Annotated in this window: 13 protein-coding genes; 11 read left to right on the forward strand and 2 right to left on the reverse strand. The window is 64.5% G+C overall.

Annotation, left to right across the window (positions count from 1 at the left end):
* Positions 1–5: 5 nt before the first annotated feature.
* Genes CK226_RS05060 through CK226_RS05070 form a run of 3 tightly spaced genes read left to right on the forward strand, consistent with a single transcriptional unit; the run spans position 6 to position 3,213 of the window.
* Positions 6–851: a carbohydrate ABC transporter permease gene (locus CK226_RS05060; RefSeq protein WP_095771177.1), complete on the forward strand. Its 846-nt coding sequence runs from the start codon at positions 6–8 to the stop codon at positions 849–851.
* 21 nt (positions 852–872) lie between these two features.
* Entirely contained in the window at positions 873–1,913 is a 1,041-nt protein-coding gene (locus tag CK226_RS05065; RefSeq protein WP_095791227.1) for an ABC transporter ATP-binding protein, read from the forward strand.
* Between the two features lie 22 nt (positions 1,914–1,935).
* Positions 1,936–3,213 carry a trehalase family glycosidase gene (locus CK226_RS05070; protein ID WP_095791228.1) on the forward strand — a complete coding sequence of 426 codons (1,278 nt, stop codon included), beginning with the start codon at positions 1,936–1,938 and terminating at the stop codon, positions 3,211–3,213.
* Between the two features lie 17 nt (positions 3,214–3,230).
* Here CK226_RS05070 and CK226_RS05075 read toward each other — a convergent pair whose 3' ends face one another.
* A complete protein-coding gene (locus tag CK226_RS05075) occupies positions 3,231–3,956 on the reverse strand; it encodes an MgtC/SapB family protein (RefSeq protein ID WP_095791229.1) in 726 nt (241 codons plus the stop codon).
* A gap of 106 nt (positions 3,957–4,062) precedes the next feature.
* A complete protein-coding gene (locus CK226_RS05080) occupies positions 4,063–4,221 on the reverse strand; it encodes a peptide ABC transporter permease (protein WP_095771174.1) in 159 nt (52 codons plus the stop codon).
* 188 nt (positions 4,222–4,409) lie between these two features.
* Here CK226_RS05080 and CK226_RS05085 point away from each other — a divergent pair, with 188 nt between their 5' ends.
* From CK226_RS05085 to CK226_RS05120, 8 genes are all read left to right on the forward strand, one after another.
* Entirely contained in the window at positions 4,410–5,384 is a 975-nt protein-coding gene (locus CK226_RS05085; protein ID WP_095791230.1) for a sugar-binding transcriptional regulator, read from the forward strand.
* 46 nt (positions 5,385–5,430) lie between these two features.
* Entirely contained in the window at positions 5,431–6,876 is a 1,446-nt protein-coding gene (locus tag CK226_RS05090; RefSeq protein WP_095771173.1) for an extracellular solute-binding protein, read from the forward strand.
* Positions 6,877–7,034: 158 nt separating this feature from the next.
* Positions 7,035–7,958 (forward strand): sugar ABC transporter permease, encoded by a 924-nt coding sequence (locus CK226_RS05095; protein WP_095771172.1) that lies wholly within the window; start codon positions 7,035–7,037, stop codon positions 7,956–7,958.
* 9 nt (positions 7,959–7,967) lie between these two features.
* Positions 7,968–8,825, forward strand: a complete 858-nt coding sequence (locus CK226_RS05100) for a carbohydrate ABC transporter permease (RefSeq protein WP_095791231.1) — start codon at positions 7,968–7,970, stop codon at positions 8,823–8,825.
* 2 nt (positions 8,826–8,827) lie between these two features.
* Positions 8,828–9,946 carry an ABC transporter ATP-binding protein gene (locus CK226_RS05105; protein WP_095771170.1) on the forward strand — a complete coding sequence of 373 codons (1,119 nt, stop codon included), beginning with the start codon at positions 8,828–8,830 and terminating at the stop codon, positions 9,944–9,946.
* Positions 9,943–11,067, forward strand: coding sequence for an ABC transporter ATP-binding protein (locus CK226_RS05110; protein WP_095791232.1), 1,125 nt, complete (start codon positions 9,943–9,945; stop codon positions 11,065–11,067). Before CK226_RS05105 ends, CK226_RS05110 begins: the two co-directional genes overlap by 4 nt.
* The gene (locus CK226_RS05115) at positions 11,067–12,620 is read left to right on the forward strand and encodes an FGGY-family carbohydrate kinase (RefSeq protein WP_095771168.1); all 1,554 of its coding nucleotides are present in this window, start codon (positions 11,067–11,069) and stop codon (positions 12,618–12,620) included. Before CK226_RS05110 ends, CK226_RS05115 begins: the two co-directional genes overlap by 1 nt.
* A 10-nt stretch (positions 12,621–12,630) precedes the next feature.
* Positions 12,631–13,671, forward strand: a complete 1,041-nt coding sequence (locus CK226_RS05120) for a 2-hydroxyacid dehydrogenase (RefSeq protein WP_095786706.1) — start codon at positions 12,631–12,633, stop codon at positions 13,669–13,671.
* Positions 13,672–13,703: the final 32 nt, after the last annotated feature.

The following is a 13,703-nucleotide window of genomic DNA, read 5'->3' on the forward strand; positions in this document are numbered from 1 at the left end:
CGGATATGAGCGCCGTTGCGGAGACGCCGGTCGCAGCCGTCGCCGACGCACGCAAGGCCGGCGACTGGCTGCTGATCGCCACCGCCATCCTGCTTGGCGTCTGGGTGCTGTTGCCGATCTATCTGCTGATCGTCAACGCGCTGTCGTCGCCCGATCAGGTGACGGCTTTCCCAAAGCGCTTCTTCCCGTCCTTCGATCTCGGCAGCCTCTCGTTCTTCATCAATTTCGCCGGCGTTGCCAGGGCGCTGTGGAATTCGGTGCTTGTCGCCACGCTGACGATGATCCTGGCCATCGGTTTCGGCGCGCCGGCCGGTTACGCGCTGTCGCGCTTCGATTTTCCGGGGAAGGGCAGCTTCCGCTTCCTGGTGCTGATGACCCGGGCCTTCCCACTGCCGCTTCTGGCGCTGCCGCTGGCGGTGATGTTCATCCGCACCGGCCTCGACGACACCGCCATCGGTCTGGCGCTGGTGCACACCACGCTGGCGCTGCCGTTCGCCGTGCTGATCACCTTCTCACTGTTTTCGGGCATTCCCGTTGAGCTGGAGGAAGCAGCCTGGACGCTCGGCTGCACGCGCTGGCAGGCCTTCCGCAAGGTGATCCTGCCGCTGGCGCTGCCGGGCATAGCCGCATCTGCGGTATTTGCCTTCACCATCTCCTGGAACGAGGTGTTCGCGGCTGCCGTGCTCACCATCGAAAACCGCACGCTGACCGCCTTCCTGCTGCAGAGCCTTGGCGAGTCGCCGCTCTATCTCAAATTCGCCGGCGGGGCGGCGCTGGTCGTGCCGGCGCTGATCTTCATCTTCGCCGTCCGCAAATACCTTTTCGCCATGTGGGGGATCGCCAACCGATGACGCGTTACACGGAGACGGCCCATGGCTGAAATCGCGATCAAGGGCGTGGCCAAGCGCTTCGGCGGCTTCACCGCGCTGCATCAGGTCGACCTCACAATATCAGACCAGGAATTCATGGTGCTGCTCGGCGCGTCGGGCTGCGGCAAGACCACGTTGCTCAGGATTGTCGCCGGGCTGGAACGGCCAAGCCAGGGCGAGGTGTGGATCGGCGGCCGCCGCGTCGACCATCTGCCGCCACGTGAGCGCGGCATCGCCATGGTGTTCCAGAACTATGCCGTCTTTCCGCATCTGACCGTGTTCGAGAACATCGCCTTCGGCCTGCGCATGAAGAAATTGCCGCAGCAGGAGGTCGAGCGCCGCGTCAACCGCACTGCCGAACTCATGCACATCGAGCAATTGCTGAAGCGCTATTCCGGCCAATTGTCCGGCGGCCAGCGCCAGCGTGTCGCGGTCGCCCGCGCCCTTGCCATGGAGCCCGACGTCATCCTGATGGACGAGCCGCTGTCGAACCTCGACGCGCTGCTGCGGCTGGAAATGCGCGCCGAACTCAAGGGCGTGCTGGCGGCATCGAAGACCACCACCATCTATGTCACCCACGACCAGGTCGAGGCGATGAGCCTCGCCGACCGCATCGCCGTCATGCATCAGGGCCGCATCGTCCAGGCGGCCTCGCCGGTCGAGGTCTACCGCAATCCGGCCGCGCGTTTCGTCGGCTCCTTCATCGGCAATCCGCCGATGAATTTTATCCCGGCGACCAAGGCCGCGAACGGCAGCTGGACCGTTGCCGGGCTGACGCTGCCAGGTCCCAGCTTAGATAAGCAGAAGCTCGAATTCGCCATCCGTCCCGAGGATGTCGACGCGGGCGCCGAGGGTTTGCACGCCACGGTGCGCGTCATCGAGCCGCTCGGGCCGCACACACTGGTCACCTGCGATGTCGAGGGCGGCCTGTTCCGCGCCATCCTGGACTCCAACGCCAGCATTCAGGTCGGCGACGATCTGCGCCTGGCGCCCAAACCCGACCGCATCCGCTGGTTCGATCCCGAAACCACCAATGCCCTTTGACACCGAAAGCCCTGAAACGCCCATGACTTCTTCTGCCAATGCCGACATCATCGCCCGCGCCGTCGAGGTGCTCAGGGAGAACGACCATGGCGCCTACACCATCCCGACAAAGGATCTCTACCCGTTCCAGTGGAATTGGGATTCCTGCCTGACCGCGCTCGGCCTTGCCCATTACGACGAGGCGCGGGCCTGGACCGAGATGGAGACCTTGTTCGCGCATCAGTGGCCGGACGGCATGGTGCCGCACATCGTCTTTCATGTCTGGAACGACGGCTATTTTCCCGGCCCCGAAGTCTGGCGGACTGGGCGTCCGACAGCGACATCCGGCATCACCCAGCCGGCGGTCGCCGGCTTTGCCGCGCGCCGGCTGTTCGACCGGGCGAACGACAAGAAACTGGCGGCGGAGCGGGCTCGTGCATTGCTGCCGAAGATCGATGCCTGGCACCGCTGGTTCTATGAGAACCGCGACCCCAAGGGGGAGGGGTTGGTCGCCATCATCCATCCCTGGGAGTCCGGCCGCGACAATTCCATTGACTGGGACGATGCCTTCGAGCGCGTGCCGACCGACGGCGTCGAGCCCTATACGCGCCGCGACACCTTGCACGCCGACCCGGCGCATCGGCCAACGCGCGAGCAGTATGACCGCTACATCTGGCTGGTGCAGCACTTTCGCGGGCTTGGCTGGAACAATGCGAGGCTGCATGACGCCTCGCCCTTCCAGGTCGTCGATCCCGGCTTCAACGCCATCCTGATCCGTGCCGCGACCGATCTTGCCGATCTCGCCGAGGCGCTCGGCGAGACCGAAATTGCCGCCGCCAACCGTGCCCGCGCGCAAAAGGGCCTGGCGGCCATGGAGCGGCTGTGGAGCGAGGCGCGTGGCCAATACCTCTGCCTCGACCGCGTCACCGGCGAGTTGATCGACAGCGTGTCGGTGGGCGGCCTCCTTCCGGCCTTCGCGGCCATCCCCAAGCCTCGTGCCGCCGCAATCGCCGCAACCGTCGAACGGCTTGCCGGCAAGGCACGCTATGTCGTGCCGTCGCATGATCCAGGCGATCCGCGCTTCGACGCCAAGCGCTATTGGCGCGGTCCGGTCTGGCTGGTGGTCAACTACATGATATCAGATGGGCTTACCGCCGCCGGCCACGGCCAAGTGGCGCGGCGCATCACTCAGTCCAGCCTCGATCTCATCCGGGAAAGCGGCTTTGCCGAATACTACGATCCGCTGACCGGCGAGCCGCTCGGCGGCGGCCGTTTCACATGGACGGCGGCGATGGTGATCGAGTTCCTGCGTGGTGCGTAAGTGCGCTGGCCGCCTCTTCAGGACGCTTTCTCGCCGATCAGCTCAAACCGTTCGATCTCGCATTGCCGGGCGACCAGCGCCAGGATTTCCGTCGACGGTTCGATCGCGTCGGGCTGCTTCCATTCGAGATTGAACGAGTAGATGAAGCGGTCGCGGTCGGCGTCGTGCTCCATCATCGAAAGGCGCGCGTCATAGCCAAGCGGCCGCATCAGTTCCTGAAGGTCGGGCGGGGATCCCTTCGCCCAGGAGACTGACAGGACCGCATGGTGGTCGCGCGGGATCCGCAGGTCGACCCATTTCAGCGCCTGAAGCGTCACCAGGGTCAGCAGCGTCGTGATTGCGGCAAGGCCGAACTGGCCGCCGCCAAACGCAAGCCCGATCATCGTCATGATCCACATCGTGGCGGCGGTGGTGACGCCGGTCACGAGATCGCCGCGCCGGAGGATGGCGCCGCCGCCGATGAAGCCGACGCCGGTCAGCACGCCAAGCGGAAAACGCAACACATCCATGCGAGCGAAGGAGTCCGCTCCCTTGCCCATCGTATCGAGCAGCAAGTTGGCCTGGATCATGGCAACCGCGGCGGCAAGCCCGACCAGGATGGTCGTCCGAAGCCCTGCGGTGTGGCCGCGCGCTTCCCTGTTCAGACCGATCAGGAAACCTGCCGCCAGCACAAGCAGGAGGCGTGCGACGAGATCGGGCCAGGTCGGATGAAGCGGCATATCGCAGCAAAGCGGTTCGAACATCGTTCCGTGCTCCGCCCCCCATTCCCGGGATTTTCAACACCGCCCGGCACCGATGGTTCCTCGCGGCGCTATGCTTCACGCCCTCGGGGCGAGCCTGGCGTGTCGGTCACCGGACGGCGAAACCCAGCACCAGTGCCAGGACAACGATACCGACCAGGCCGGCGATGAAGATGATTCGCTGCGCGCGGGTGCGCAGGATGATTTCGCCCTGCCTTGCGTCCTGTCCGGAAAAAACCGGTCCCTGCCTGCCGCGATCCTTGCTCATGACGTGCTCCTTCCGGCCGGCGGTGCGACCCTGAACCTCAACTGAAGAACCGTTTTGCCCCCTGGAGGTTCCAGCCGAACGCGCGGCCCATCGACCACGCCGCCGCGCGATTTGAACGGCGGCGCTTGACTCCGGCGAAGCCTTGTGAAAAATTTTGCAGCAACTGATAAAAATATCATAGGGTGGAAATGGTAGGGTTCGGCAACGGCCTCCTGCGCGACGACGAAACCAGCATGGCGACGCGTGCCGCGTGGCTTCACTATGCCGGCGGCCTGACCCAGTCCGAGGTCGCCAAGCGGCTGGGGCTGACCAGCCTCAAGGCCCATCGCCTCATCACCAAGGCCAACCAGGAAGGGCTGGTGAAGGTCTATATCGACGGCGAAGTGTCGGAATGCGTCGAGCTCGAGGACGAACTGTCCCGCCGCTACTGCCTCGATTATTGCGAGGTGGTTCCGGACTTCGATTCCGAGGATCTGCCGCTCAAGGCGCTCGGCATTGCCGGCGCGCAGTTCCTCAAGCGCGAGATCGAGCGCGGCGAGGAAGCGCTGATCGGCGTCGGCCATGGCCGCACGCTTGCCGCCTGCGTGGAATATCTGCCGCGCACCTCGACCGACAAGATCCGCTTCGTCTCGCTGCTGGGCGGCCTGACGCGCAAATTCTCGGCCAACCCGCATGACGTCATCCACCGCCTGGCCGAACGCACGGGCGCCGAAGCCTATGTCATGCCGGTGCCGATGTTCGCCAACACGGCCGAGGACCGCACCGTCCTGCTCGGGCAGAAGGGCATCAGCGAGGTCTTCGATCTCGCGCGCTCCGCCGACCTGTTGTTCGCCGGCATCGGCACCGCCGAACGCGAGGCGTCGCTGGTTGCCACCGGCATGATCGAAAAGGGCGAGATGGAGGAGATCCGCCGCAATGGCGGCGTCGGCGAATTGCTTGGCCATTTCTTCGACGAGGCCGGCAAGGCGGTGGCGACGACCGTTTCCGACCGGGCGCTGGCCTTGACGCGCGAGGACATTGCCAGCCGCCGGATCGTCGCCGTCGCCGGCGGCAAGATCAAGGTTCGCGCCATCAAGTCGGTGCTCGAAGGCCGCTATCTCAAGGGCTTGATAACAGACGAGCGGACGGCGCGATCGCTCGTGGAAGAGACGCCGGTCGGGTAGCCGGTATCAGTTTCAGTTGAAACTACCCTGTGGAGGAGAAGACGAAATGCATGAGAAAGAGAAAGACCTCATTGATGCCTTCCTGCGCGGACAAGTCGACCGTCGCGGGCTGATCAAGGGCCTCGGTGCCATGGGCCTTGCCGCCGGCACCGCCGGCACGCTGCTCAATCTTGGGCAGACCCGCGCGCTTGCCGCCGACTTCGACTGGCAGGCGCATAAGGGCAAGACCATCAAGCTCCTGCTCAACAAGCATCCCTATGCCGATGCGATGATCGCCGATCTCGAAAACTTCAAGAAGCTGACCGGCATGAACGTCGTCTATGACGTGTTCCCGGAAGACGTCTATTTCGACAAGGTCACGGCAGCTCTTTCGGCAAGCTCGCCCGAATACGATGCCTTCATGACCGGCGCCTACATGACCTGGACCTATGGCCCTGCCGGCTGGATCACCGACCTCAATGAATGGATCAAGGATCCGGCCAAGACCAACCCGAACTATGCCTGGGACGACTTCCTGCCCGGCGTCAAGAACTCCTGTGCCTGGAATGGCAAGCCGGGCGGCGCGCTGGGTTCGGATGATGCAAAGCAGTGGTGCATTCCGTGGGGCTTCGAACAGAACAACATCACCTACAACAAGGCGATGTTCGACAAGGCCGGCGTCACCATTCCCGGCAACATGGACGAGATGGTTGCCGCGGCGGCCAAGCTCACCAAGGATGTCGGTGGCGGCGTCTATGGCATCGGCGTGCGTGGCTCGCGTTCCTGGGCGACGATCCATCCGGGCTTCCTGTCGGCCTACGCCAATTTTGACCAGAAGGACCTCAACGTTTCGGCGGACGGCAAATTGTCGGCCGCTATGAACACCACCCAGTCCAAGGCTTTCCACAAGCAGTGGGTTCAGATGATCCAGGAGAGCGGCCCCAAGGACTGGTCGACCTACACCTGGTATCAGGTCGGCACCGATCTCGGTGCCGGCGCCTCGGCGATGATCTTCGACGCCGATATCCTCGGTTACTTCATGAACGGCGGCGACAACAAGATGGCCGGCAAGCTCGCCTTCGCAAGCTTCAAGGCCAACCCGGCAGCCAAGGCGGCGACACCCAACATCTGGATCTGGTCGCTGGCGATGTCCAATTTCTCGAAGGACAAGGACGCCACCTGGTATTTCATGCAATGGGCCTCCGGGCCGGAGCATGGGCTGTTCGGCGCGACCAAGATGGACTTCGTCAATCCGGTCCGCCAGTCGGTCTGGAAGGACGAGATGTTCCGCGAAAAGCTGAACAAGAGCTATCCCGGTTATGTCGAGATGTTCGACGCCTCGGCGCCGGGCGCCTCGATCAAGTTCACCGCCCAGCCGCTGTTCTTCGATCTCACCACCGAATGGGCGGCGACGCTGCAGAAGATGGTGGCCAAGGAAGTGCCGGTCGACGAGGGCCTCGACAAGCTCGCCGAAAGCATCAACGGCCAGCTCAAGGAAGCCGGGCTCGGCTAAGTCGCAACGAGGGCCGGCCTGCCTGGCCGGCCGGCCCTCATCACGCCTTTTCACGTTTGCGATGCGGTGCCGGAAGGTGGCCGCCATTCGCCCCACCGGTCGCCTTGCTCCCTTGGGCGGCCGGCAGGGCGAAGCGACAGCAACAACGGAGCAACTCGATGACTGCGGTGGTATCGCAAAGGCCCAAGCCATCCGGCTTCAGGATCAGCAAGCGGGTGCTGCCCTATGTGCTCAGCCTGCCGGCGTTGCTCGTCTGCATCGGCATCCTGATCCCGTTCCTCACCTCGGTCGTCTATTCCTTCCAGCGCTATCGGCTGAGCCAGCCTTGGGCGCGGCAGTTCAACTGGGGCGACAACTACATCTCCTTCTTCACCGACCCGAAATTCTGGAACACGCTCAAGGTGTCGCTGCTCTATGCCGGCACCACAGTCGTGCTGGAACTGCTTCTCGGCCTCGCCATCGCCTTGCTGCTGCAGAAGCGCTCGACGCTGAACAACTTCATCTCGATCATGCTGTTGATGCCGCTGATGACGGCGCCCGCACTTGCCGCGCTGATGTGGAAGCTGATGACCAATCCCGGCTTCGGCGTGCTCAGCTATGTCGCCAGCCTCATCGGCCTGCAGGATTTCCGCTGGGCGTCGTCGCCGTCGACGGCGCTGTTCACGGTGGTGCTGGTCGATATCTGGGTCTACACGCCCTTCATCATGATCCTGCTGCTCGCGGGCCTGCGCAGCCTGCCGACGCAGCCCTTCGAAGCGGCCGCGCTCGATGGCGTGCCGCGAAGCTTCGTCTTCTTCCGCATCACACTGCCGATGCTGACGCCCTACATCCTGACGGCGACTTTGTTCCGGCTGCTCGATTCCATCCAGCAGTTCGATATCATCTATGCGATGACACAAGGCGGGCCGGGCGACACGCTGACCGTCTTCCAGGTCGAGGCCTATCTCAACTTCTTCCAGTCGACCAATGTCGGCCGCTCGGCGGCGCTGATGATCATCCTGTGGGCGATCACCTATTTCCTCTCCAACATCTTCATCAAGAACTGGCTCAGGCTGCGCGAACGCGCCCGTGGCCAGGCATAGGAGGCCGGGATGGAACACACCTCGCTTCTCGAGCGCATCCTGCGCGGCATGGCCCTGACGCTGGTCGTGATCTTCTTCATGTTCCCGATCGTCTGGATCTTCATGATGTCGTTCCAGACCAACGAGACGATCCTGCGCATCCCGCCGCAGCTGATCTTCGAGCCGACGCTCGCCAACTACACCGCGCTGGTCACCGGCAAGCTGATGACCGCCGCCGGCACGCTCGACATCGCCTTCATGCGCAACCTCTGGAATTCGGTGTTCCTGTCGGTGACCTCGGTCGCGGTCTCGCTGCTTCTCGGCGTGCCGGCGGCCTATGCCTTCGCGCGCCACAAATTCCGAGGCTCGGAGGACATCGCCTTCACACTGCTGTCGTTCAAATTCGCGCCGGCGCTGCTGGTGCTGCTGCCGCTCACCCTCTATTTCCAGAAGCTCGGGCTCGCCAACACCTATGTCGGCCTGATCTGGGTCTACCAGCTGATCTGCCTGCCGCTAATCCTGTGGATCGTGCGCGGCTATTTCGAGGATATTCCGGCCGACATCGAATATGCCTACCGCATCGGCGGCCATTCCTGGTTCGCCACCTTCCGCAAGATCGCGCTGCCGCTCGCCGGTCCCGGCATCGCCGCCGCCGGCCTGCTCGCCTTCATCTTCGCCTGGAACAATTTCGTCTTCGCGCTGGTGCTGGCCTCGGCCGACAAGCAGCCGGTGACGGTCGGCGCGCTTGCCTTCATCACCTCCTCCGGCATCCAGTACGGCCAGATCTCGGCGGCCATCGTGCTCTCGATCACACCGACGCTGGCGCTCGCCCTCTATGCGCAGCGCTATCTCGTCGAAGGCCTCTCGCTTGGCGCGGTGAAAGGATAGACATGGCCAGCCTCGAACTCAAAAACATCGTCAAGCGCTACAAGAGCCAGACCGTCCTCGACAATCTGTCGCTGACGGTTGCCGACGGCGAGACCCTTGTCCTGTTCGGCCCGTCCGGCGCCGGCAAGACGGTGCTGCTGCGCCTGGTCGCCGGCGTCATCGATCCGGATGAGGGCAAGATCTTCATCGGCGGCGACGACATGACCGATGTCGACGCGGAATTCCGTGGCGTCGGCATGGCGTTCCAGAATTTCGCGCTGTTTCCGCATATGAGTGCGTTCGACAACATCGCAACGCCTCTGGAGGCCAAGCGGTCCTCGCCAGGCGCCATAAAGGCCGGCGTCGAAAGCGTCGCCAAGCTGTTGAAGATCGCCCATGTGCTCTCGCACAAGCCGCGCGCGCTCTCCAATGGCCAGAAGCAGCGCACGGCACTTGCCCGCGCTTTGGTCGGTTCGCCGCCGCTGCTGTTGCTCGACGACCCCTTGCGCAATGTCGACGCCAAGCTGCGTTTCGAGATGCGGCTCGAACTGCCGCGCCTGCTTGCCGATCGCGGCGCCACCGTCGTCTACGTCACCCAGGATTACAAGGAAGCCATGGCACTCGGCGATCGCATTGCCGTCATGTCACAGGGCGTCATCCGGCAGCTCGGCACGCCCGAGCAGATCTATCGCGAACCGGCCAATATCGAGATCGCGCGGCTGTTCGGCGACCCCACCATCAATCTGCTCGACGTGAAGCCCGCGCGGGATACCAGGGGGATCTATGTCGGCCTGTCCAACGTCCAGGTCCATCTGGCCGGCGCTTACGACGCGGCGGTCGGCCGCGATTGCGTCATCGGTTTGCGGCCGGAAGCGCTGAGCTTCGTCGAGGAGGGTATCCCGGGCGCCATCCCGGTGACGGTCGAGGCCGAGACGCCGCTCAACGAAAAGATCGTCACGCTTGTGCGCACCGTGCGCGGCCGCGAGATCCTGGTCTCGCGCCCGGCCGGAACGCCGGGCCGCAGCGAGGGCAAGGTCCATATCGCCGTCGACGGCAAGAGCGCCTTGCTGTTCGATCACGCCAGCGGCGACCGCCTCGGTTCGAAGAACGTCGTCACCTTGCGCAATGGAGAAGCCGCATGAGCCAGAGCGCGCTCACCATTTCAGGTGTCGACAAATTTTACGGCCCGATCGATCGCGGCGTGCATGCGGTCAAGAACCTGACGATGGAAATCGGCAAGGGCGAGATCGTCGCCCTGCTTGGCTCGTCCGGCTGCGGCAAGACGTCGACGCTGCGCATGATTGCCGGTTTCGAGGAGGTGTCGCGCGGCGCCATCTCGGTCGGTGGCCGTCGGGTGCACACCTTGCCGCCGGTCAAGCGCAATGTGGCGATGGCCTTCGAAGGCTATTCGCTCTATCCGCCGCTGACCGTGCGCGAGAATATGGCCTTTGCGCTCAAGGCTGCCCGGCTGCCGAAAAGCGAGGTCGACGCTAAGGTCGCCAGCATCGCCAAATTGCTCGAGATCGAGGACATATTGGAGCGCTATCCGAGTTCGATTTCCGGCGGCCAGCAGCAACGCGCCAGCCTTGGACGGGCACTGATCCGCGAGGCCGACCTACATCTGCTGGACGAGCCGATGGGACAGCTCGAACCGCAGCTTCGCGCCGTGCTGCGCGGCCGTATCAAGCACTTCATCAAGGAGCGCGGCCTGACCGCGATCCTGGTCACTCACGATCAGACCGAAGCCAATGCGCTTGCCGACCGCATCGCGGTGATGGAAGGCGGCGTGCTGCAGCAGTTCGACACGCCGGACCAGATCAAGGAACGCCCGGCGAACCTGTTCACCGGCACCTTCGTCGGCGAGCCGCCGATGAACGTCTTCGAGGCCTATGTCGCAACCGCCGCCGGCCGCATCAATCTCAAGCTGCCCGACGGCCTGTCGCTCGACTACGACAAGGACGCCTTCAGCGCTCCGGTTCGCGATCAATTGCTCAGTCGCGAGCGGGTGGTTATCGGCATCAGGCCTTACGCGGTCCGACGCTCGAAGGAGGGTGTTCCCGCCAGGGTCTCGGCTAACCAATGGCTCGGCGACCAGACCCACATCGCCGCCGACTTCGCCGGCGGTTCGCTGGTCCTGGTCGAACACGACCGCACCCGCCTCGATCTGGGTGCGCCGATCAATGTCACCATCGATCCGAAAAACCTGCATGTCTTCGACCAGGCGAGCGGCAAGGCGATCTCGCACGGCATGGAGCTTGCCTGATGCGCGACATCCTGATCGGCATCGACGCCGGCACCTCCGTCATCAAATCCATCGCCTTCGACACGTCGGGCCGGCAGATTGCCGCCGCCGCGTTGCCCAACCACTATGAAACGCTGCCGGGCGGCGGCGCCGAACAGGATCTGGCGCGCACATGGAGCGATGCCGCCACGACCTTGCGACAGCTCGCCGACAAAGTGCCCAATCTGGCCAACCGGACGGTGGCGATAGCAGTCACTGGACAGGGCGACGGCACCTGGCTGATCGACGACAAGGGCGAGCCGGTCGCCAAAGGCTGGCTCTGGCTCGACGCGCGCGCCGCGGCCATCGTCGAGGAAATCCGCGCGCGGCCCGAGGACCGGCTTCGCTTCGAGAAGACCGGCAGCGGGCTCGCCGCCTGCCAGCAGGGTTCGCAATTCGTCTTCATGAAGCGCGCCATGCCCGAAATGCTTGGTAAGGCGGCAACGGCATTCCATTGCAAGGACTGGCTCTATTTCAAGCTGACCGGTGAACGCGCCACCGATCCGTCCGAGGGCACCTTCACTTTCGGCGATTTCCACACCCGCGACTACAGCGACGATGTGCTCGACGTGCTCGGCGTCACCGATCTGAGACATCTGCTGCCGCCGATCGTCGATGGCACCAGGCACAGCACCGCTCTGTCGCAGGCAGCAGCCGATGCCACCGGCATGCTGGCTGGCACGCCGGTCGTGCTCGGCTATGTCGACGTCGTCTGCACCGCGCTCGGCGCCGGCCTGCTCGACCGCGAGCGCAAGCCCGGCTGCTCGATCATCGGTTCCACCGGCATGCATATGCGGCTGGCCGCAACCCCTGACGACGTGCAACTGAACGAAGCGGCGACCGGTTATACGATGGCGATGCCGGCGCCCGGCGTGTTCGCGCAGATGCAATCCAACATGGCGGCGACGCTCAACATCGATTGGGTGCTTGGGCTCGCCTCGGGCATTCTCGCCTCGCAAGGCATTTCGCGCAGCAATGGCGAGATGATCGCGCTGGTCGATGCCTGGATCGCGGCCGCGCAGCCGGCCTCGCTGCTCTATCAGCCCTATGTGTCGGAAGCCGGTGAGCGGGGGCCATTCGTCGATGCCAATGCCAGGGCCGGCTTCGTCGGCATTTCCTCGCGGCACGGCTATGCCGACCTTGTCCGCGCCGTCTTCGAGGGCTTGGCGTTCGCGGCACGCGACTGCTACGCGGCCATGGGGCCGCTGCCGCGCGAAGTCCGCCTCACCGGCGGCGCCGCCAGAAGCCCGGCGCTGCGCAAGATCCTGGGGGCGGCGGTGGGGGCCGATATCCGCACCAGCGCGCGCGAGGAGGCGGGCGCCGCGGGCGCGGCGATGATCGCCGCGGTCTGCGTGGGTCTCTACCCGTCCATGGACGCGTGCGTCGGCGAATGGGTGACGCCGCTGCTTGGCGAGGCCGAGCCGAGCGACCGGAACCTCGCCGCGATCTACGACAAGATGACCCCGTCCTACATGTTGGCGCATCAGGCGTTGCGGCCTGTCTGGCGCGCGATGGCTTCAGTGCAGGCAAATTGAGAAGTCGAGTATGCGCAAGAAAATAGCGATCATTGGCGACAACTTCATGCTTCCGCAGGTGTTTCGCGCCGAAATCGAGAAGGTCGCGCGTGGCGACCTGGATATCAGGACATTGCAGACGGCCTGGCCCGATGAACCGATGGAATTCGGCGATCCGGCGCTCGGCCTCGACAAGGTCAAGGAGTATTTCGGCCATCCCGACGAGGTCGTTGATTTCATCGGCGATGCCGAGATCCTCGTCACCCAGCTGGCGCCCCTGTCGGAGGCCATGATGCGGCGCTTGCCGACGCTTAGACTGGTCGCGGTCTCGCGCGGCGGACCGATCAACATCGACATGGCGGCGGCCAAGGCGCAAGGCATCACCGTGGTCAATGTGCCCGGCCGCAACGCGAGTGCCGTGGCCGAGTTCACCCTTGGCGCCATCCTGGCCGAGACACGGCTGATCCGGGTCGGCCACGAGGCCTTGCGCAAGGGCGAATGGCGCGGCGACCTATACCGCGCCGACCGCACCGGCCGCGAGCTCAGTGAGATGACCGTCGGCGTCATCGGCTACGGCAACATCGGCACCAAGGTCGTTCGGCTGCTGCGCGCCTTCGGCTGCCGCGTCCTGGTTTGCGACCCCTATGTGCAGTTGAGCGCCGACGACCGCAATGCCGGTGTCGAACTCGTCGCTCTGGACAATCTGCTCGTCCGCTCCGACGTGGTCACGCTGCATCCCCGGGTGACCGAGGAGACGCGCGGCCTCATCGGCAAGGACACCATCGCGCTGATGAAACCGGGCGTGATTCTCATCAACACCGCGCGCGGGCCGCTGGTCGACTATGACGCGCTCTACGAGGCGCTGGTTTCAGGGCAGATCGCCAGCGCCATGCTGGAGACGTTCGCCGTCGAGCCGGTGCCGTCGGACTGGCCCTTGCTGCTGCTTCCCAACGTGACGCTGACGCCGCACATCGCCGGCGCTTCGGTGCGCACCGTCACCTATGCCGCCGAACAGGCCGCCGAAGAGGTGCGCCGCTACCTCGCCGGCCTGCCTCCGGTCAATCCGTGCTGAGGCAGTGGCCATGACGCATGAAACCGGCATCG

Source organism: Mesorhizobium sp. WSM4311 (assembly GCF_002295115.1).
Lineage (GTDB): Bacteria > Pseudomonadota > Alphaproteobacteria > Rhizobiales > Rhizobiaceae > Mesorhizobium.

Bases quoted from the DNA above. Each gene is read 5' to 3' on its own strand.
- CK226_RS05065 (WP_095791227.1), top strand. From the start codon at position 873: ATGGCTGAAATCGCGATCAAGGGCGTGGCCAAGCGCTTCGGCGGCTTC.
- CK226_RS05070 (WP_095791228.1), top strand. From the start codon at position 1,936: ATGACTTCTTCTGCCAATGCCGACATCATCGCCCGCGCCGTCGAGGTG.
- CK226_RS05120 (WP_095786706.1), top strand. From the start codon at position 12,631: ATGCGCAAGAAAATAGCGATCATTGGCGACAACTTCATGCTTCCGCAG.
- CK226_RS05090 (WP_095771173.1), top strand. From the start codon at position 5,431: ATGCATGAGAAAGAGAAAGACCTCATTGATGCCTTCCTGCGCGGACAA.
- CK226_RS05095 (WP_095771172.1), top strand. From the start codon at position 7,035: ATGACTGCGGTGGTATCGCAAAGGCCCAAGCCATCCGGCTTCAGGATC.
- CK226_RS05085 (WP_095791230.1), top strand. From the start codon at position 4,410: ATGGTAGGGTTCGGCAACGGCCTCCTGCGCGACGACGAAACCAGCATG.
- CK226_RS05075 (WP_095791229.1), bottom strand. From the start codon at position 3,956: ATGTTCGAACCGCTTTGCTGCGATATGCCGCTTCATCCGACCTGGCCC.
- CK226_RS05080 (WP_095771174.1), bottom strand. From the start codon at position 4,221: ATGAGCAAGGATCGCGGCAGGCAGGGACCGGTTTTTTCCGGACAGGAC.
- CK226_RS05060 (WP_095771177.1), top strand. From the start codon at position 6: ATGAGCGCCGTTGCGGAGACGCCGGTCGCAGCCGTCGCCGACGCACGC.
- CK226_RS05100 (WP_095791231.1), top strand. From the start codon at position 7,968: ATGGAACACACCTCGCTTCTCGAGCGCATCCTGCGCGGCATGGCCCTG.
- CK226_RS05115 (WP_095771168.1), top strand. From the start codon at position 11,067: ATGCGCGACATCCTGATCGGCATCGACGCCGGCACCTCCGTCATCAAA.
- CK226_RS05105 (WP_095771170.1), top strand. From the start codon at position 8,828: ATGGCCAGCCTCGAACTCAAAAACATCGTCAAGCGCTACAAGAGCCAG.
- CK226_RS05110 (WP_095791232.1), top strand. From the start codon at position 9,943: ATGAGCCAGAGCGCGCTCACCATTTCAGGTGTCGACAAATTTTACGGC.